At 37.4% G+C, this 18,508-nt stretch carries 18 protein-coding genes; 13 read left to right on the top strand and 5 right to left on the bottom strand.

Annotated features, from left to right (window positions below; genetic code table 11):
• Positions 1-59 precede the first annotated feature (59 nt).
• The 3 genes from ACYQ0O_RS02130 to rpmB all read left to right on the top strand — a co-directional run bounded on the left by ACYQ0O_RS02130 (position 60) and on the right by rpmB (position 2,031).
• Positions 60-1,283 (top strand): ammonium transporter, encoded by a 1,224-nt coding sequence (locus tag ACYQ0O_RS02130; RefSeq protein WP_459890184.1) that lies wholly within the window; start codon positions 60-62, stop codon positions 1,281-1,283.
• A 66-nt stretch (positions 1,284-1,349) separates the two neighbouring features.
• Positions 1,350-1,688 carry a P-II family nitrogen regulator gene (locus tag ACYQ0O_RS02125; RefSeq protein WP_459890182.1) on the top strand — a complete coding sequence of 113 codons (339 nt, stop codon included), beginning with the start codon at positions 1,350-1,352 and terminating at the stop codon, positions 1,686-1,688.
• Positions 1,689-1,830: 142 nt separating this feature from the next.
• Complete coding sequence (gene rpmB / locus ACYQ0O_RS02120) at positions 1,831-2,031, top strand: 50S ribosomal protein L28 (RefSeq protein ID WP_075068452.1); 201 nt, start codon at positions 1,831-1,833, stop codon at positions 2,029-2,031.
• 202 nt (positions 2,032-2,233) lie between these two features.
• Here rpmB and gltX read toward each other — a convergent pair whose 3' ends face one another.
• Both gltX and ACYQ0O_RS02110 read right to left on the bottom strand, forming a co-directional pair.
• On the bottom strand, positions 2,234-3,637 hold the full coding sequence (gene gltX / locus ACYQ0O_RS02115) for a glutamate--tRNA ligase (RefSeq protein ID WP_459890180.1): 1,404 nt from the start codon (positions 3,635-3,637) through the stop codon (positions 2,234-2,236).
• Between the two features lie 69 nt (positions 3,638-3,706).
• Positions 3,707-3,931, bottom strand: coding sequence for a NifU family protein (locus tag ACYQ0O_RS02110; RefSeq protein WP_075068451.1), 225 nt, complete (start codon positions 3,929-3,931; stop codon positions 3,707-3,709).
• 239 nt (positions 3,932-4,170) lie between these two features.
• Between ACYQ0O_RS02110 and ACYQ0O_RS02105 the strand changes: the two genes are divergently transcribed.
• From ACYQ0O_RS02105 to nrfD, 4 genes are all read left to right on the top strand, one after another.
• Positions 4,171-5,058 (top strand): DMT family transporter, encoded by an 888-nt coding sequence (locus ACYQ0O_RS02105; RefSeq protein WP_459890177.1) that lies wholly within the window; start codon positions 4,171-4,173, stop codon positions 5,056-5,058.
• A 451-nt stretch (positions 5,059-5,509) separates the two neighbouring features.
• Complete coding sequence (gene fdnG, locus ACYQ0O_RS02100) at positions 5,510-8,599, top strand: formate dehydrogenase-N subunit alpha (protein ID WP_459890175.1); 3,090 nt, start codon at positions 5,510-5,512, stop codon at positions 8,597-8,599.
• A gap of 28 nt (positions 8,600-8,627) precedes the next feature.
• Positions 8,628-9,407 (top strand): 4Fe-4S dicluster domain-containing protein, encoded by a 780-nt coding sequence (locus ACYQ0O_RS02095; protein WP_075068450.1) that lies wholly within the window; start codon positions 8,628-8,630, stop codon positions 9,405-9,407.
• Entirely contained in the window at positions 9,400-10,548 is a 1,149-nt protein-coding gene (nrfD, locus tag ACYQ0O_RS02090) for an NrfD/PsrC family molybdoenzyme membrane anchor subunit (RefSeq protein WP_459890173.1), read from the top strand. The genes ACYQ0O_RS02095 and nrfD overlap by 8 nt, the downstream gene beginning before the upstream one ends.
• Before the next feature lie 41 nt (positions 10,549-10,589).
• Here nrfD and ACYQ0O_RS02085 read toward each other — a convergent pair whose 3' ends face one another.
• From ACYQ0O_RS02085 to ACYQ0O_RS02075, 3 genes are all read right to left on the bottom strand, one after another.
• Positions 10,590-11,339: a putative metalloprotease CJM1_0395 family protein gene (locus ACYQ0O_RS02085; RefSeq protein ID WP_459890171.1), complete on the bottom strand. Its 750-nt coding sequence runs from the start codon at positions 11,337-11,339 to the stop codon at positions 10,590-10,592.
• A gap of 228 nt (positions 11,340-11,567) precedes the next feature.
• Complete coding sequence (gene ftsY / locus ACYQ0O_RS02080; protein WP_459890169.1) at positions 11,568-12,956, bottom strand: signal recognition particle-docking protein FtsY; 1,389 nt, start codon at positions 12,954-12,956, stop codon at positions 11,568-11,570.
• An 18-nt stretch (positions 12,957-12,974) separates the two neighbouring features.
• Positions 12,975-13,706, bottom strand: a complete 732-nt coding sequence (locus ACYQ0O_RS02075) for a Smr/MutS family protein (protein WP_459890167.1) — start codon at positions 13,704-13,706, stop codon at positions 12,975-12,977.
• 119 nt (positions 13,707-13,825) lie between these two features.
• Between ACYQ0O_RS02075 and ACYQ0O_RS02070 the strand changes: the two genes are divergently transcribed.
• The 6 genes from ACYQ0O_RS02070 to ACYQ0O_RS02045 are packed head-to-tail and all read left to right on the top strand — an operon-like array spanning position 13,826 to position 18,507.
• The gene (locus ACYQ0O_RS02070; RefSeq protein WP_459890165.1) at positions 13,826-14,776 is read left to right on the top strand and encodes a diguanylate cyclase domain-containing protein; all 951 of its coding nucleotides are present in this window, start codon (positions 13,826-13,828) and stop codon (positions 14,774-14,776) included.
• Between the two features lie 18 nt (positions 14,777-14,794).
• Positions 14,795-15,367: a 16S rRNA (guanine(966)-N(2))-methyltransferase RsmD gene (rsmD, locus tag ACYQ0O_RS02065; RefSeq protein WP_459890163.1), complete on the top strand. Its 573-nt coding sequence runs from the start codon at positions 14,795-14,797 to the stop codon at positions 15,365-15,367.
• On the top strand, positions 15,343-15,837 hold the full coding sequence (gene coaD / locus ACYQ0O_RS02060) for a pantetheine-phosphate adenylyltransferase (protein WP_459890161.1): 495 nt from the start codon (positions 15,343-15,345) through the stop codon (positions 15,835-15,837). Before rsmD ends, coaD begins: the two co-directional genes overlap by 25 nt.
• Positions 15,838-15,841: 4 nt before the next feature.
• Positions 15,842-16,753 carry a tRNA (adenosine(37)-N6)-dimethylallyltransferase MiaA gene (gene miaA, locus ACYQ0O_RS02055; RefSeq protein WP_459890159.1) on the top strand — a complete coding sequence of 304 codons (912 nt, stop codon included), beginning with the start codon at positions 15,842-15,844 and terminating at the stop codon, positions 16,751-16,753.
• Positions 16,746-17,612 carry a hypothetical protein gene (locus ACYQ0O_RS02050; protein ID WP_459890158.1) on the top strand — a complete coding sequence of 289 codons (867 nt, stop codon included), beginning with the start codon at positions 16,746-16,748 and terminating at the stop codon, positions 17,610-17,612. Before miaA ends, ACYQ0O_RS02050 begins: the two co-directional genes overlap by 8 nt.
• Positions 17,590-18,507: a hypothetical protein gene (locus tag ACYQ0O_RS02045; RefSeq protein WP_459890156.1), complete on the top strand. Its 918-nt coding sequence runs from the start codon at positions 17,590-17,592 to the stop codon at positions 18,505-18,507. Before ACYQ0O_RS02050 ends, ACYQ0O_RS02045 begins: the two co-directional genes overlap by 23 nt.
• The last annotated feature ends 1 nt before the right edge of the window (position 18,508 follow it).

Raw genomic sequence — 18,508 nt, 5'->3', positions numbered from 1 at the left:
TAAAATCCACTAGTTATGTTAGTGGCACAAAAGATGCTTTAGAAAATAAAAAAATTTTAATGGAGGTGTTTTCAATGATTTTAAGCTCTAATACTTGCTGGTTACTCATATGTTCAGCATTGGTTATGTTAATGACCCCAGGACTTGCTTTGTTCTATGGAGGTCTTGTTCGGAACAAAAATGTTCTAAATACAACATTAATGAGCTTTATTTGTCTTGGAATTATTTCTGTGGAATGGTTTTTTATTGGCTATTCCATGAGTTTTGGCAAGGATGTAGGTGGAATTATCGGTGGATTAAACCACATCTTTCTGGCTGGAGTGGGGCTTGAACCCAGCCAAAATTATGCTACCACCATACCCCATGCCCTATTTATGCTCTTTCAAATGATGTTTGCCATTATAACCCCTGCATTAATTTCTGGTGCAATTGTTGAGAGAATGAAATTTTCAGCATATGTTTTATTTGTTTTATTCTGGGCAATTCTTGTGTACAACCCATTATGTCATTGGGTATGGGGTAAAGGTGGATGGATGGCAAAATTGGGTATCCTGGATTTTGCAGGGGGCATAGTAGTTCATATTAGCGCCGGAATTTCAGCCCTTGTTGCCGCACTTGTTGTTGGAAAACGTAAAGGATACCCAGGATCCCAATTTGTTCCACACAACCTTCCCCTGGCTGTAATCGGAGCTGGACTTTTGTGGTTTGGATGGTTTGGATTCAATGCAGGAAGTGCCCTGGGGGCAAATAAAATTGCTGTACTTGCTGCTGTTAATACCCATATTGCCGGTGCAGCTGCTGCAGTAACATGGATAATTGCTGAATGGTATCATTATGGGAAGCCAAGTACTCTAGGTGTAATATCTGGTCTAGTTGCAGGTCTTGCAACCATTACCCCTGCTTCTGGCTTTGTCCCCATGTGGGCTGCCCTGATAATAGGACTACTTGCAGGAATTATATGTTACACAGCAGTGGTATTAAAAGTAAAAATGGGATTTGATGACTCCCTTGATGCATTTAGCATCCATGGAATAGGTGGAATATTTGGAACAATCTCTCTTGGAATTTTTGCCAAATATGGTGCAACGGGGCTTATTTATGGCAACTTTCATCAATTTTTACTTCAGGTAGGGGGAGCCCTTTTTACCATAATATATTGTGGTACTCTCACTTTTCTAATATTAAAAATTTTAGATTTAATTATAGGAATCAGGTCATCTGAAGAAGACGAGGTAATGGGACTTGATCTTAGCGAACATGGTGAAGAAGCCTACAAAATTTAACCTTGCAAACAAATTAGTTATTAAATACTAAATAGACGTTTAGACAAATTCTTATTGGAGGAAAAAATGAAAAAAATAGAAGCAATAATAAAGCCATTTAAGTTAGATGATGTAAAAGAAAAACTCACTGAAATTGGGGTAAAAGGCATGACAATAACAGAAGTTAAGGGATTTGGCAGACAAAAGGGCCACACAGAGATATATAGAGGAGCAGAGTATGTAGTAGATTTTTTGCCCAAGATCAAAATAGAGATTGTGATTCCTGATGAGATGGTGGATGAAGTCATATCCACAATTTGTGAACATGCAAAAACAGGTAAAATTGGAGATGGAAAGGTGTTTGTGATTCCAGTGGAAGAGGTAATACGGATTAGAACAGGAGAAAAGGGAGAAGTTGCAGTATAAATCACTCCACCCAAAAACTTAGACTTGCATTTAAAAAAAATAGTGGTTATACAGATGATCTTTGCGGCTGGTATATTTATATACAAAAAAGAAATTTTCTATCTAAAAATAGAAGTAACTAAAACAATGGAGGAAGTAGAAAATGTCCAGAGTATGCGAAATATGCGGAAAAAGGACAAGGGTTGGGAACCACATAAGCCATGCACACAATAAAAATAAGAGAAAGTTTAAACCAAATATCCAAAAGGTCAGGGCTCAGCTCCCAAATGGCGAGGTTCGCAGAATTAAGGTATGCACAAGGTGTATTAGAAGCGGAGCTGTACAGAAGCCTGTAAAGGCTTAAATATTTGAGCCTGTGTGGAAGCTACTGTGTAGGCTCTAAAATTTTTAAAAGGGCAGGTCTAAATTGACCTGCCCTTTTATTTATCTAAATATCTTATCAAGATATCTTATGAAATCTTAGCCCAAGTTTGTCAAAACTTGGACTTACATATTATTATAACGGCTTTAATTCAAATTTCTGCATTAACCCTAGTTTATCATTTTTATAAACTAGGGTTAGATAGAGCTCTGGAAAGTCTATTTATAGTCCTCTCTTTTCCAAGGACTTCCATTGTTTCAAATAGCCCAGGACTTGCAGTCTTCCCAGTTATACAAACCCTTATTGGTTGGGCTAATAGTTTAAATTTTACATTCTTTTCTTCTAGATATCTTTTCATTAAATCTTCAAGTTGCTTTTGCTCAAATTTTTCTAATCCCTTAAGCCTGCCCAAAATATTTTCCAGATGTGCCCTAACTTCAGGGGTAAGAAATTTATCCAGTAGTTCTTTGGGATATTCAATTTCTTCATCTCTTAACACAAAAAAAGTGGCCTTTTCCGCCATTTCCACCATTGTGGTAGCCCTTGGCTGTAGCAAGGGGACAATCTTTTGCAAATAATTCAAATCATCACAGGCCACCCCCTGCATGCCAAGATATTTCCTCAGTAACACAGCTAGTTCCTTTGGTGATTTTTTCTTGATGTGCTGGCTGTTTACCCATTTTAGTTTTTCTGGATCAAATACGCATGCAGAATTACTCAAATTTTTAATGGAGAATTTCTGTATAAGCTCATCAATGGTAAAGATCTCTTGGTCTTTATATGACCATCCAAGCCTCACAAGGTAATTTAGTACAGCTTCTGGGAGGTATCCAAGTTCCCTATATTCAAGGACTGATTTTGCACCGTGCCTTTTACTCAATTTTTTCTTATCAGGTCCAAGTATCATTGGCACATGAATAAAATAAGGCACATTATAGCCCAGTGCATCATATAACAAAACCTGTTTAGGTGTATTGTTTATGTGATCGTCTCCCCTTAAGATATGGGTAATACCCATTGTGGCATCATCTACCACCACAGCAAGATTATACGTTGGAGAACCATCTTCTCTTCGAATAACAAAATCGTCTAATTCTTTATTGTCCACAGAAATAGGGCCTTTTAGGAGATCATTAAAGACAGTCTCTCCCACTTGAGGAGTCTTAAATCTCACTACTCGTCCAGGACCAGGACCAAGTCCAAGTTCACGACACCTGCCATTATACTTTGGCTTTTCACCTCGTTCCATTGCCCTTTTTCTCATCTCATCCACTTCTTCCTTTGTGCACTGGCAATAATAGGCCTTTCCCTGGTCCACAAGCATGTCAATATGGTGTTGATATATTTCAAATCTCTTTGTCTGAAAATAAGGTCCTTCATCCCATGTAAGACCAAGCCACTCCATGGCCTCAATAATAGCTTTAGTCATCTCTTGTGATGATCTCTCAAGGTCAGTATCTTCTATCCTTAAAATAAACTTTCCACCACTACTCTTTGCCAGCAACCAGTTAAAAAGTGCTGTTCTTGCCCCACCTATATGAAGATGCCCTGTTGGGCTAGGTGGAAATCTGGTCACTACTTTTGACATAAAAGTCCCCCTTCATAAAAAAATAAGGGCGGGAATCCCGCCTACTAAGCTTTAGTTAGTAAGCTTAACTTAAACAGACTCAACGTATTTTATTCCTGGAATCTTCATCTTAAGGATCCGTTCAATTCCATTTTTAAGGGTCATCTGGGCCATAGGGCATCCTGCACAAGCGCCCTGTAATTTAACCTTCACAACATTATCATCTGTTACTTCAACTAATTCCACATTTCCACCATCTGCCTGTAGCTGTGGCCTAATTTCTGATAGTACCTTTTCTACTTCTTCCTTTAACATTGTATGCTCCTTTTATAATAATTAAATTGTGTTACTGCCTACTATATGCGGATAATAAATTGGTACAAACCTTGTCAAGTTAAACAACAGGTTCAAATCCTTAACCCAAGTTTGTAAAAATAATAAACTTGGGGAAAAAATAGACTAGATGTAATTTTTTGGTTAAATCACTCCAGTGAACTTATTTTTCCAAATAAGGTAAACTTAATCTTTACATAACCTACATATTGGGACTAAATATGTTTAAATTATCTAAAGAAATCACTGGTTACATATTTATAATTATAGCAGCTACCTGTTGGGGAAGTATTGGACCTGTTGCAAAACTGGCATTTCAAAAGGGAGTGAGTCCACTACAAGTTGCATTTTACAGGGCCATGTTTGGATGGACATTCTTTTTTATACACTCATCCTTGACAGGGGTACTTCGCATTAATTTAAGAGATCTACCAACTTTTGTAGTCTTTAGTGTCTTATGTGTTTCCCTCTTTTACGTTTCCTATCAAATGGCGGTTGCTGAAATTGGTGCAGCCCTGGCCTCTGTACTCCTATACACTGCCCCTGCATGGGTGACTCTCCTCTCAAGGATATTTTTAGGTGAGAAAATAACCCCTATAACACTAATAGCCCTATTTCTCACTATTTTTGGGGTATGTCTAATTTCTTTTTCCTCAAGCACAACACTCACACAACCAAAAATAACTCCCATGGGAATCTTGTGGGGACTTATCTCGGGCCTAACCTATGCCCTATATTATATCTTTGGCAAAAAAACACTTAAAAATTACTCATCCATAACCATTTTTACATACATCCTCCCTCTGGGAAGTCTACCGCTAATATTCATGATTCCCAAGTCCATTCCTCCCATCTCAGCGCTCCTTCCTCTGATCTTTTTGGGTTTTGTAACTACTTATCTGGCTTATATGGCATATTATAGAGGACTTAAGTACCTTGAGGCATCCAAAGCATCTGTAGTGGCAACATTAGAGCCAGTAGTTGCTTCAATATTGGCCTTTTTGTTTTGGGACGAGGTATTGAGCAAAATTGGATACCTTGGTGGTGCCCTTATCCTGACTTCAGTTATCCTGATTATTATTCATCAAAGGAAAAAGGACACAAACTAAATTAGTCAACGCTTAAAAAGTATATTTTAAAATTTTACAAGGCCACCTTTAGTTAACGTTATAAGATCTCTGCATAAAGTAGAACAAATAGGGATAATTATAATTTTTGATCATAAGGATCCGTGATTGTATGTTCTTGTTATTTTTATTTAACATCTTTTGCACAAAAAATTTTAACTCCCTTGACATATTGTTAATACAGGAATAATTGTAAAGGCATAAATTCTTATTATGATAAGTGATGTTAGACTCCCTTAAGATAGGGAGGGCATTTAGCCGTTAACTAATTTTTCGTTTATATCATCAATTCCCCATTCCACCCTATTTCCGTCCCATACCCTCCTATCTTTTGGGTATTTTCTTTATAAACTTAGCCTAATAGGTGTATTTTATAATTAGGAGTCATCTGGTTGTTGTCTTTCTTAACATGTTAAACCAGGAGGAAAGGCCTATGGGTATTTCCAGGAGAGATTTTTTAAAGTTTTCTGGACTGGCTGCTGCAGGTGGTGCAGCGGTCTCTGTTTCAGATAATGCACAGGCAATGGAGTTTAGAAATAAACTCAAGGGCTGTAAAGTAACCACCACTATTTGTCCTTATTGTGCAGTGGGTTGTGGGTTTAAAGTCTTTTCAAAGGATGGTAAGGTGATCCATGTGGAAGGAGATCCTGAGCATCCCATAAATCAGGGGCGTGCCTGTCCTAAGGGTTCTGCCCTTATGCAACTGGTAAATAGTCCTTACAGAGAGCTTAAACCCAAGTACAGGGCCCCGTTTTCTTCTGAGTGGAAGGAGGTAGAGTGGGACTGGGCTTTAGACAGGATAGCAAAAAAGATAAAACAGACCAGGGACAAGACCTTTGAGCAGAAAAACAAAAAAGGTCAAATAGTGAACAGGACTCAGGGGATTGGGGCAGTGGGAAGTGCTGCCCTGGATAATGAAGAATGCTTTATTTTACAGAAGTGGTGGAGGTCTCTTGGGCTAATCTATATTGAACACCAGGCCCGTATCTGACATTCTGCAACTGTGGCGGCTCTGGCAGAGTCGTTTGGTCGTGGGGCAATGACAAACCACTGGATAGATTTGAAGAATTCTGATGTAATCCTTATTATGGGGAGTAATGCAGCGGAAAATCATCCCATTTCCTTTAGATGGATATCCAAGGCAAGGGAAAATAGAAAGGCAAAGGTTATCCATGTTGATCCTAGATATACCAGGACATCTTCCCAAGCAGATATATATGTTCCTCTGCGATCAGGTTCAGATATTGCCTTTCTTGGTGGCATGATAAAGTATATCCTGGATAATGAACTCTACCACAGAGATTACGTAAGGTTATATACCAATGGGCCTTTTATTTTAAATGATAAATTTAAACTCCCTGAAGAATTAGGTGGGGTATTTGCAGGATATAATCCAAAGACCCATTCTTATGATAAGAGCTATTGGGCATTTGAAAAAGACCATCAGGGGAAGATAAAAAAAGACCCAAACATGAAACATCCAAGGTGTGTACTTCAACTACTAAAAAAACATTATTCCAGGTATGACTTAGATACTGTTTCTGCTATTACAGGAACCCCTAAAGAGGGCCTCCTTAAGGTTTATAAGGAATTTTCAAAGACAGGAGATCCCAAAAAGGCCGGGACCATTATGTATGCCATGGGGTGGACTCAACATACTGTTGGCACTCAAAATATCAGGACAATGGCCATAATACAACTCTTGCTTGGTAATATTGGAAGGGCAGGAGGCGGTGTAAATGCCTTAAGGGGAGAGAGCAATGTGCAGGGCTCAACAGATCACTGCTTATTGTTTCATATTTTGCCTGGATATCTAAAGACCCCCAGGGCGTCCCAACAGACTTTAAAAGAGTACAATGATAAATATACTCCCAGGACAAAGGAAGATTATAGTGCCAATTGGTGGCAGAATTATCCAAAATATTCAGTGAGCTTATTAAAGGCACATTTTGGGGAAAAGGCCACAAAAGAAAATGATTTTGGATATGAGTGGTTGCCCAAACTCGATGATGGTCAGAATGCTTCCTGGCTGGTCATGTTTGATAAAATGTATCATGGTGAGATAAAGGGTTTTTTTGCCTGGGGTCAAAATCCTGCATGTTCTGGAGCAAATTCCAACAAGGTAAGAAAGGCATTATGTAATTTGGATTGGATGGTCACTGTAAATCTATTTGACAATGAGACTGCCTCATTTTGGAAAGGTCCTGGTATGGATCCATCAAAGATAAAGACAGAGGTCTTTTTTCTACCCTGTTGTTCTTCTGTGGAAAAGGAAGGGAGTATAACTAACTCAGGGAGATGGGCTCAGTGGAGATATAAGGCAATAGATCCCATTGGAGAGACAAAACCCGATGCAGATATAATAAATGAATTGTATTTTAGGCTGGTTAAATTATATGAAAAAGAGGGTGGTGCATATCCTGATCCCATATTGAATTTGAGCTGGAACTATGGTGAAAAGAACAGTGATGGAAAGGTAAAGGAAATAGATCCACATCTGATTGCAAAGGAAATAAATGGGTATTTTTTGAAAGACGTGGAGATAAAGGGAAAGTTGTTTAAAAAAGGCACTCTTGTGCCTAGTTTTGCTTATCTCCAAGATGATGGCTCAACATCATCTGGAAACTGGCTATATTGTGGTTCATATACAGAAAAGGGTAATATGATGGCCAGGCGTATAAAGGAGGACCCAACAGGACTTGGCCTGTATTCCAAGTGGGCATGGTGTTGGCCAGTGAATAGAAGAATTTTATACAATAGGGCATCAGTAGATGAATATGGTCGGCCATGGAATCCCAAGTTGCCAGTGATAAAATGGAATGGTCATAAATGGGTAGGGGATGTGCCTGATGGTGGTTGGCCTCCACTTAGAAATCCAGATGGCTCATGGAATGAAAATACCAAAAAACCATTTATCATGAAACCTGCAGGTGTTGCTTCTATATTTGGTGCAGGCCGTAAAGATGGGCCATTTCCTGAACACTATGAGCCATTGGAGAGTCCTTTAAACTTTAATCCAATTCCTAAAAATAAACACAGGATAAACCCTGCCCTGCCTCTTTTATGTAGAAAAGAACATCTATCTCCAACAGATCCTGATATATGGTATGATGCAAGTAGTACATATCCTTATATATGCACAACATATAGGGTAACTGAGCACTGGCAGACTGGTTGTATGACAAGACATGTGCCCTGGCTACTGGAGTTGGTGCCTCAAAATTTTGTTGAGATAAATGAGGAGCTTGCTAAGGAAAAGGGTATAAAAGATGGCGATAGAATACTTGTTGAAAGTGCAAGGGGTAAGATTATTGCCAAGGCAGTGGTTACAAATAGACTTAGACCTTTTGTAATTATGGGAAAGAAGGTGCATCAAGTAGGTACTACCTGGCATTTTGGGTGGGAGTTTCCAGAAGGTGGAAACAGTGGAGACAGTGCAAATTTACTTAGCCCTACAACAGGAGACCCAAATACATTAATACCAGAGACAAAGGCATTTATGGTGAATATAAAAAGGCTTTAATTTGTTTTAATTTTTAGGAGGGTTAAAAATGGCCAAAGCGGTTTTAGTAGATATAACAAGGTGTATTGGGTGTCGTTCGTGTCAGGTAGCATGTAAGGAATGGCACAATCTACCAGCCACCCATACATCTATGACAGGAGAATATACAAATCCCCAGAATTTGAGCGCAGATTGTTATACATTGATAGACTTTTTAGATAAAGGAGAGGGAAAAGTACCAGCATGGTATTTTGTAAAACATCAATGTTTTCACTGCAAAGACCCTGCTTGTGTCTCAGCATGTCCAGTAGGGGCACTTCAGAAGATGAAAGATGGTCCAGTTGTGTACGATCAATGGAGGTGTATAGGGTGTAGATATTGTATGATTGCGTGTCCCTTTAATGTGCCCAAATATGAGTGGGATAGCACAAATCCGTGGGTAAAGAAATGTGATTTTTGTGCTGACAGGATTGAAATGGGATTAAAACCCATGTGCGTAACTGCTTGTCCCAGGGACGTCATGTATTTTGATGATTATGAAAAAGTAGTGGTAGAGGCCAAAAGACGTATTAACAAAGAACCTGGAAAGTATGTAAATCATATCTATGGTCTTGATGAGGCTGGTGGTACATCCTGGATGTATATATCAGATGTACCTTTTGAAAAATTGGGATTTAATGAAAAAGTGCTCAAGCAGCCATATCCATCATTTACCTGGAAGAACGATCTCTCAACTGTACTCTGGGAAGAGGTAGGCCTCCTGGCAATCCTTGCAGGCATTGCCTATTTCAGGAACAGAACAAGTTCAAAGGAGGGGAAAAATGGATAATTCTATGACAGTAAAGCAAAAGTTTTTTACTCCCAGGACATATATTTTGTTGATACTGGGTATAATAGGTATCATTACCATGCTATACAGGCTAGCAGTTGGGCTTGGTCCTAGTACGAATTTAAGTGATACCCATCCCTGGGGGCTGTGGATTGCCTTTGATGTAACCACAGGGGTTGCCCTGGCTGCAGGTGGATTTACAGTGACCTTTGCAGCATATATTGCAAATTGGGACAAATATAAACCCATAGCTCGTGCCGCTACCTTGACTGCATTTTTGGGATACCTCTTAGTCCTTGTTGGTTTACTTATGGATATTGGAAAGCCTTTTGCTTTCTGGCACCCATTTTTTCTTTGGAATCCCCATTCTGTAATGTTTGAGATAGTTATTTGTATAAGTACTTATACCACTGTATTGACCCTTGAATTCTTACCCTGGCTCTTGGAACGTTTGAATGTACTAACTGGATTAAAGGATTTTTTAGAACAAAAAGCAGTAGTATTTTGTCTGGTGATCTTGGGAATTATGCTATCTTATGGCCATCAATCTTCACTAGGTGGATTATTTTTAATTGATCCACATAAACTCCATCCATTGTGGTATTCACATATTATGCATCACTTGTTTTTTCTTTCTGCCATATGCGCAGGTATTTCTATGGTGTCTATTGAGACCATAATAAGTGCCAATTTAAGAAATAGAGAATATGAATTTGAAGTATTACAAGGTCTAGCAAGGGGTGCTTCAATAGCCCTTTTGGTCTATTTTGTGGTAAGGTTTTTGGACATTGGTATACATGGTAAATTGCATTTTATATTCCAGGGAACCGGGGCAAGTCTCCTGTTTTTAATAGAAATGGTGTTATGTGTATTGGTCCCTATGATATTTTTGAGCTCTAAAACCATTCAGGGTTCTGTCCCTTCTCTTCTCTTGTTTCATTCTCTTGTGATTTTTGGAGTAATTTTAAATAGATTTGACGTGGTATTCTTGACTGAAGCAAATATGGGCAAGGGCTTTTATTTCCCATCCTGGCAGGAAATAGCAATTACATTGGGTCTAATTTCCATTGGTCTGTTTCTATACAAACTTATAGTAACATATCTGCCAATCTTTGATTCCCCCTCAGATCAAGCTGCTTGATATATGATGGGTATGGCTGGCCAAAGAGCCAGCCATACCCATCATGCAACTACATGAATCTGGGAGGAGTTGTTATTGGTGGGAGTATAGGCTGAAGCTGCCCTTTTTAGGGTTAAAGGCCCACCCTGAATTATATCATTTATATCATTGAATGAACCTTCTTCATCTATATAAGCATTTCCCTGTCCATTTGTTTCTTCTTTTTTATCAACGAGTTTTCTCATCTCCTCTACCTGTTCTCTGTACTTTTCTATGCGCGCTTTCATGGCCATTTGATCTGCCTTTGCTGCAACAGCCCTATCCTGGGGGGATGGATCAGAAGGTGCCAGTGCTGCCCTTTTTATAACCTGGGCCTTTCTTATTGTTGCATCTGGATCCCCTGGAACAGGAGATACATCTATTTTAACCTCTCCAGCTACCGCATATCTATTGCCATCTGGCCCAATAATATAAGAAAATTGAGGACCTCCTCTAACATAAGGTCCACCAGCTGCAACATGGGCCTGTTCATGGGCCTTTACATGGGCATCTATTTGTTTAAGTTTCTGTACCTTTTGTTCTTCTCTTAGATCTGTCTTGCTGTTTTTTGAGAGACTTGTCTTATTGTCTATTTTACCTGGAGAACTGTTCCCATTATCCCCTTTATTGGATTGGATACTTTCACTTTCATTGGCAGGTAATTTATTAATCTCGTTTTTAGAATTTGTTGTATTGTCTTTAGAAGGATCTTTATTATATGTAGCTTGATTCCCAAGGGGATTATAATTTGAAGATATAGGGTGTAAATTCATAATAATCCCCATTAAGGTTTAAGTTTCTACCTTATTTTAAATCAAGAATATCAAAGAATACTCCTTTGTCAAGGAGCACTGACCTTTTAAATAGCTTCCAGGGAGTTTTTAAATCTGCCTATTCCTTTAGCATGTGTATGTGGCCTGTAACTTTCATAGACACAGTTCACAGCCCACAGTTCACAACTAGACTGGACTCCTCAAAACTTGAAATAGTCGGAGTTAAAGTTATCCCAAAAGGGCATCTGCAAATTTAACTGGGTCAAAAGGCCTTAGATCTTCCATTTTTTCACCCAGTCCAACAAAGGTAATGGGTATATCAAACTCAACAGAGATTCCCAAAATAACCCCGCCTTTTGCTGTCCCATCTAATTTTGTCAAAATTATCTCATCCACACCAACTTCTTCATTGAATAACTTCACCTGGGAAATTGCATTTTGACCAGTGGTTGCATCAAGCACCAAAATTGTCCTGTGGGGGGCTCCTGGATGCTGTTTATTTAAAACCCTCTTAATCTTTTTCAATTCCTCCATTAAATTTATCTTGGTGTGAAGCCTGCCAGCAGTATCCACAAACATCAAGTCATATCCTTCTTTTTTCGCCTTATTTATGGCCTCATAGGCTACCGCTGCAGGATCTGCTCCAGACTCCTTGGCATAAAAACCTGTGCCAACCCTCTTTGACCAGATCTCAAGCTGTTCAATGGCAGCAGCTCTAAAGGTATCTGCTGCAGCAAGTAATACCCGTCGCCCTTGCATTTGTGCCCGATGGGCCAATTTTGCAATAGTAGTTGTCTTCCCAACACCATTTACTCCCAGCATTAAAACCACTTCAGGGGCAATTGGCTTTATCTTTTTCCTTGGTTTTGGGATAATTTCAGCAAGCTCTTCTTTAAACATGGCCTTAAATTCCTCTGGAGAATTTATATTGTTCTCCCTTACCTTTGTCTTCAGTCTGTCAACTAATTTCACAGTGGTATTGAATCCCACATCTGCCATAATCAAAATCTCTTCTAATTCTTCCCAAAATTCCTCTCCAAATTCTGAAGACCTTTGAAGAAGCGCATCTATTTTCCTTGTAAACTGTTCTTTTGTCTTGGCAAGACCCTGGGATAGCTTCAAAAAAAGCCTACTCTGTTCATCTTCTTCATCTTCCAGATCAAGCGCAAGGGCCAATCGATATTGGAGTTCAGACCTAAATTCATATATGGATGAATACTCCATCTCATTGAGCCATTTTTTAAACCTGTTTATAAAATCTTCTGCCTCATCTGATGGCACTTCCAGGTTTTCAAATAAAAAGAAAAGTCTGTCCCACAAAAGATCATCTGCTTTTTGAACATCTTTTAATAGTATATCCAACCATACGCTCAGCTTTGGCTCCGCCTGTTGCAGGGCAATTTTAAGCTCTGTCTCCCAATCCTTATCTTTTTCTATTGATAAATCTTCTGGTCTTTGTTTGTGTACTTCTTCACCTGCAGCTACCGTTGCAGCAAGCTGTTCCCCTTGAGTTGATGATTGTTCTTCTAACTTGCTTTCTTCTTTTACAGGTTTATCTTTGACTTCCTGCTTTTCTTTACCTTTCCATAATCTTTTTATCTTTGAAAAAAAGCCCATAATCCCGTTCTCCTTAGCTTAATATCTTTCCCAAAAAATTTTCCCCCTGGATTTTTTGTATTTTCTAAGTAAAATATATACTGCCCCTGCACCTCCATGTCTTGGGATGGCAGAACAAAAGGCCAAAACCACCCTTTTTAATGGATCCCTTGTAATCCAAAACTGCAAATTTTCCTTTAAAATGCTCCTTCCCAGAGGGGAATTTTTACCCCTACCAGGTATTACCAGCAGACACCTCCGACCATCCAAATAATTTTTTTTAACAAATGAAATAAGGCTAAGGTATGCATCATCACTGTTTAGGCCATGTAGATCCAGATGGGCCTCAGGGCTAAACGAGCCAGCTTTTAACTTTCTAAAAATCCTGGGATCCAAACCCTTTACATTCCCCTGTATATATTCATCAGTAAATTCAATCTCAAATTGTATCTCTCCCTTAAGAAATTTTTCCAGGTACTTGTCTTTTCGAGAATATTTGGACTTGATTTCACCTTCTGATACCTCATGTTTTACAGGCACCACTTCCCTACCCCCTACCCCATGGATGGGAAGGACCCCTTCCATTGCCCTTTGAAAAAGCTCATTGTCATTGTCCTTGTTTGAGGGATTGAGGGTAATAGACTGTTCTTTTGACTGTAATTTTTTATTATTAACTTTACCAAACTGGGAGCGGCTGCTCACAGAATTTAGCTCCTTGTCCCTATGAATTTTAATGTGCTTTGAAATCTCTTTAAAATCTTTTATAATCATTTTTAACACCCTAGATTGAATACCTCTAAAACACATAGATAGTAACCTAAAAATGTCACCTTGTAAATTCTGGAAAATCCGGGTAATATTCTCAAAAATATCACGGGAGACATATACCCATGCCTATATCAAAAAAAATAATGGTTATATGCCAAGACAACGAACTAGCATACACAGTTAAACAGATCCTGGAAAACCAGAAACTCACTGTAATAACCGCCAAAAACCATCTCCAGGGGATTGCTATTTTGGACAAAACCAATGTAGAAATAATTATTGCACCAGTTTTTCAAACCAATATGGATGGTTTGGAATTCGCTAAATTTTTAAGGACTAAAGAAGATAACCAATTGATCCCTAAAAGGTATTTAATACTATTTGGTGATGAAGATTCCAGAGATAAAGTATTTCAATCCACTTTAAATATAGATGACTTTTTAATATATCCATTTTATGAAGCAGAACTCTTATGGAGGGTAAAAAGGGGAATTAATTTAATTGATCAAATGGAATTTCTCTTTCAAAGGCTATCTATTGACAGTAATACCAATACCTTAACAACTGACGGTTTCTATATTGTATTGGAAAGTGAAATAAACAGGATATCACGGCATACCAAAGATTTTTCCCTCTTACTTATATACATAAACAACTTAGAAGATATAGTAATAAATTATGGAAAGGACTGGCGCACATGGATAGAAAAAAGCTTTTTGACCCACTTGAAAAAAAATTTAAGGAATTATGATCAGCTCTGTAGATTAGAACCCAATAAGTTCGTCATCCTGGTGCCCGATGCAAATTACAACTCTCTTAAAGGTCTTGATAATAGGTTAAAAAAAGAATATGAAAACTTCTTTTTAGAACTTAAGAATATGGGACTTACCGAAGATCTAAAAATTGTACATAGGGGAATTTCAATAAAGATGATCCAAAATATGGACAAGAGAAACGAAGTACTGGCCTTTGTAAAGGAGTGGCTAACAAAGGAAAAGACAAAGGACGCCCAGGAAGATGAATTTGTATTGTGTACTTTTAGTGACTTTGGGCCTGAAGTTGAATACGTATAGGAGATTAAAATCAACAACATGAGAATTATCAGTGGAGAATATAAAGGGAGAAAGTTAAAGACCCCTAAAAAAAATCTAGAAGGATATAGACCTGCTACTTATAAAGTACGTCAGGCTATATTTTCAATACTAGTCTCCCAGGGAATGGAATTTGAGGGGGCCAGGGTAATTGATCTATTTGCAGGCACTGGGAGTCTTGGGTTTGAGTGTTTGAGTAGGGGGGCAACCCTGGTATATTTTGTAGAAAATAATAGGGAGGCAGTTAAATATCTTAAAATCAATCTGGAAAATTTTGGAGTTGAGCATACTCGTTTCCGTATAGTTTCAGACGATGTACACAGGATATTAAACAAACAATCCTTTGAAAAATTTCACCTATGTTTTATAGATCCACCTTACAGAAAGGGTCTTGCCCTACCAGTTATTAAAAAATTAATAAAAAACAACTGGGTCATTGAAAATGGCTTTATTGTATCCGAAGTGGAGCAAGAGGTTGAAATAGAGAAGGAAATCCCAGAGACAAATTTAATTGTTAACCGAAAATATGGACAGACGAGGATACTTATATGGACAAAAACAATAAACACATAGCAATTTATCCAGGAACCTTTGATCCTTTAACCAATGGACATATTAGTATTGTGAGAAGGGCATTGGATATTTTTGATACAGTAGTTCTGGCAATTGCCATAGATACCCCAAAAACCCCTCTTTTTACCTTAGAGGAAAGGCTTGAGATGGCTCAGACAGTATTTGAAAACAAACCCAGGGTTATTGTAGAAGCGTTTAGTGGATTACTTGTTGACTATGTTGAAAAAAAGGGGGCAAAGGTAATTTTAAGGGGACTTAGGGCTATATCTGATTTTGAATACGAATTTCAGATGGCCCTTATGAATAGGCGTCTTAAAAGGGATGTACATACCCTTTTTATGATGACAGATTACAAATGGTTGTTTACCAGCTCATCCATAATTAAAGAGACAGTGAATGCTGGTGGGGATGTCCAAGGGCTGGTACCAGAGCCAGTATGGCTCAAATTAAAAGAGAGGTTCAACTTATAGCCATATGAAAATTGTATGCATTGTTGGAGCCACAGGAACTGGTAAAAATCAACTTGGTCTTGAGCTGGCTAAAAAATTGGGAGGAGAAATAGTAAACTTTGATTCAAGGCAGATCTACAGAGGTTTTCCAATTATTACTGCACAACCAACTGAGGAAGAAAAAAGATTATGTAACCATCACTTATATGGTTTTTTAGAACCAAAAAAAAATTTAAGTGCAGGTGAATATGCCAAATTGGCAGACGAAAAAATTAAGGAAATAATAGACAGGGCAAAGGTGCCTATACTCATTGGAGGAACAGGACTATATTTAAAAGCAGTACTATTTGGTCTTGCCCCAATACCCAGTGTGCCAAAAAAAATAAGGGAACAAGTAAGCCACCAATATCTTTTAGATGGACCATATGTTTCGTACGAAAAATTAAAAAAAATAGATCCAGAATATTCAAAAAAAATTCACCCAAAGGATAAGCAGAGGGTAACCAGGGCACTGGAGGTATATATGTTTACAAAAAGGAACTTGACGTGGTTCCATAAAAACCATCCTCAAAATACACCAAGATATAACTATATAAAAATAGGTATCTCTCACCCTAAGGAAGAGCTGGTAAAAAGATTGGCGCTTAGGATAGATAAAATGCTTGAAATGGGAGTACTAAAGGAAGTATCAGATGCATGGAGGGAAAACCCTTGTATTAACGCACCAGTTTGGACTTCCATTGGTTGCATGGAACTATTAAACTTCATTCTTGGAAATTGTAGTTTAGAGGAGGCAAAATATAATTGGCTAAAAAATACCAAACAATATGCAAAACGCCAGATGACGTGGTTCAAAAAGGAGGATGACATCAATTGGTATGAATACTCCAAACTAGACAATGCTATTTTAAAGGTAGAGAGATTTTTAAATGGATAAAAAAGTGATATTTTGCGCATTATTTCTATTTTTTTTCAAATTATCAATTGGCCTTTGTGGTTCAGGTGAGTGGATAGAACCATTAGATGACAATTCCACATGGATCAACTGGACTAAATACAGTTTATATACTGAGCTCAATGGAACATCGAGTGAACTCTACCCTGATTATATTAATCTAAAAAGAGAAAAGATCCATTTAATGAACAAGCTCTACAATGCAACTTTAAATTTTGAAATAAAAAAAGGTCTTCAAATACAAAAATTAATAGATAAAAGAGGAAAAGAGCTGTTATGGGAAGAAATAAATACCACCAAAGATAATTATATGATAAAAACCTCAATAAATTCATATAAATTAACTATGGGAATTAATATATTAGGTCCTTTTTTAAAACACATATTACCACTGTCCCTTTTATTAAGGGAACCTGATGTAGATTCAAACACAATAAAAAAGGAAAATTACATTAAAGGCTATACTGGTGTAATTATAGAGGTCTCAACAGACAAGTTCAAACCTTCTCTATTAATATACTTATACTCAAAAAATGGAGAACTATTATTTAGCCCAAAATTAACAGACTATGATACTTTGATAAATAAAGGAATGGCATTATATTTGAGTGAATTAAATGGGCAAGCAAAAGATAGAATTGGAGAACATCCCCTTTTTCTGCATGCAGATTCTATTTATAATAATAATGAACATTCATTGGTTTTAGATGAGAACAGTGATTTTTACTTAAAATTTGAAAATATACTTGAACTCCTAAAAAAAGGTAAACTAGTAATCTCTAAAAAAACATACTCTACAATTAACCAGGACCAGGTCAATGAATTTAATATTGAGAATTAAATTTTTTACTCTTATTTTTTTATTTATTACATATTCAATTTCATTTGCAGAATTTATAAAGATTGAAGAACAAAACTGTACATCCACTGAATTTAATTTAAATGCAACCCTACGAAACAAAATACTCAGTAAAGCATTGGTAAACGAATCCCTAAAAATAATGTCCACTAAACTAGATGAAGAAAAAATTAAGATTTTAAATAAATTATTTGAACAATCTTCTTTAAATTATGTACTTAGTTACAAAGACCATGAAGAGAAAAGCCAAAATTCAACTTCCTTAATAGTGGAGTTAAAATTGGATATTGAATCCATAAAGAAAACACTTATGAATATTGGTGTCTATTTCAATCAAAAGGTAGTGGTTACACAAATGGAGACTGAAAATTTTGAAGGACCTGACCTTCAATCCTTAGATAATTTACTGAAACTTTCTGGAATTACTGTTGATGATAATGTATCGGAACTAAAGTTGTATATTAGAAAGGTAAATGATTCCCTCTATACAGGTACACTGAAGTACAAGGACCATTACTGGTCAGGCACAAAAAACAGTCTCATTGAATTATGGGAAACTTTATGGGGAAATTTTTTTAATCTACCTGAAATAAAAGACAAATTTTTTAAAACAATAGTCTTAATAGCTGGTCCTTGGTATACCTTAACGGGATTAAAAACCTTTGACCATATGCTAGGTGACAAAAAACAAATTTTAGATGAGGTTCATTTGATCTCAGTGACTTTTTCAAAAGGGATTTTTGGAAAGTGGGAGATAATCACCATAAAACCCGATAAAGTTACTACGTTTTTAAATGGGTATCTCGGGGCAAGGGGTATGGAATTTAAAATTCATCTCCTCTCACCCCAATTAGAACTTAATGGTCAAATCAGATAAA

The sequence above is a fragment of the Desulfothermus okinawensis JCM 13304 genome (genome assembly GCF_054654515.1).
This window is presented reverse-complemented; position numbering and strand designations above follow the sequence as displayed.

Coding starts and splice junctions, on each gene's coding strand:
- ACYQ0O_RS02130 (WP_459890184.1), top strand. CDS start 60: ATGGAGGTGTTTTCAATGATTTTAAGCTCTAATACTTGCTGGTTACTC.
- ACYQ0O_RS02125 (WP_459890182.1), top strand. CDS start 1,350: ATGAAAAAAATAGAAGCAATAATAAAGCCATTTAAGTTAGATGATGTA.
- rpmB (WP_075068452.1), top strand. CDS start 1,831: ATGTCCAGAGTATGCGAAATATGCGGAAAAAGGACAAGGGTTGGGAAC.
- gltX (WP_459890180.1), bottom strand. CDS start 3,637: ATGTCAAAAGTAGTGACCAGATTTCCACCTAGCCCAACAGGGCATCTT.
- ACYQ0O_RS02110 (WP_075068451.1), bottom strand. CDS start 3,931: ATGTTAAAGGAAGAAGTAGAAAAGGTACTATCAGAAATTAGGCCACAG.
- ACYQ0O_RS02105 (WP_459890177.1), top strand. CDS start 4,171: ATGTTTAAATTATCTAAAGAAATCACTGGTTACATATTTATAATTATA.
- ACYQ0O_RS02095 (WP_075068450.1), top strand. CDS start 8,628: ATGGCCAAAGCGGTTTTAGTAGATATAACAAGGTGTATTGGGTGTCGT.
- nrfD (WP_459890173.1), top strand. CDS start 9,400: ATGGATAATTCTATGACAGTAAAGCAAAAGTTTTTTACTCCCAGGACA.
- ACYQ0O_RS02085 (WP_459890171.1), bottom strand. CDS start 11,339: ATGAATTTACACCCTATATCTTCAAATTATAATCCCCTTGGGAATCAA.
- ftsY (WP_459890169.1), bottom strand. CDS start 12,956: ATGGGCTTTTTTTCAAAGATAAAAAGATTATGGAAAGGTAAAGAAAAG.
- ACYQ0O_RS02075 (WP_459890167.1), bottom strand. CDS start 13,706: ATGATTATAAAAGATTTTAAAGAGATTTCAAAGCACATTAAAATTCAT.
- ACYQ0O_RS02070 (WP_459890165.1), top strand. CDS start 13,826: ATGCCTATATCAAAAAAAATAATGGTTATATGCCAAGACAACGAACTA.
- rsmD (WP_459890163.1), top strand. CDS start 14,795: ATGAGAATTATCAGTGGAGAATATAAAGGGAGAAAGTTAAAGACCCCT.
- coaD (WP_459890161.1), top strand. CDS start 15,343: ATGGACAAAAACAATAAACACATAGCAATTTATCCAGGAACCTTTGAT.
- miaA (WP_459890159.1), top strand. CDS start 15,842: ATGAAAATTGTATGCATTGTTGGAGCCACAGGAACTGGTAAAAATCAA.
- ACYQ0O_RS02050 (WP_459890158.1), top strand. CDS start 16,746: ATGGATAAAAAAGTGATATTTTGCGCATTATTTCTATTTTTTTTCAAA.
- ACYQ0O_RS02045 (WP_459890156.1), top strand. CDS start 17,590: ATGAATTTAATATTGAGAATTAAATTTTTTACTCTTATTTTTTTATTT.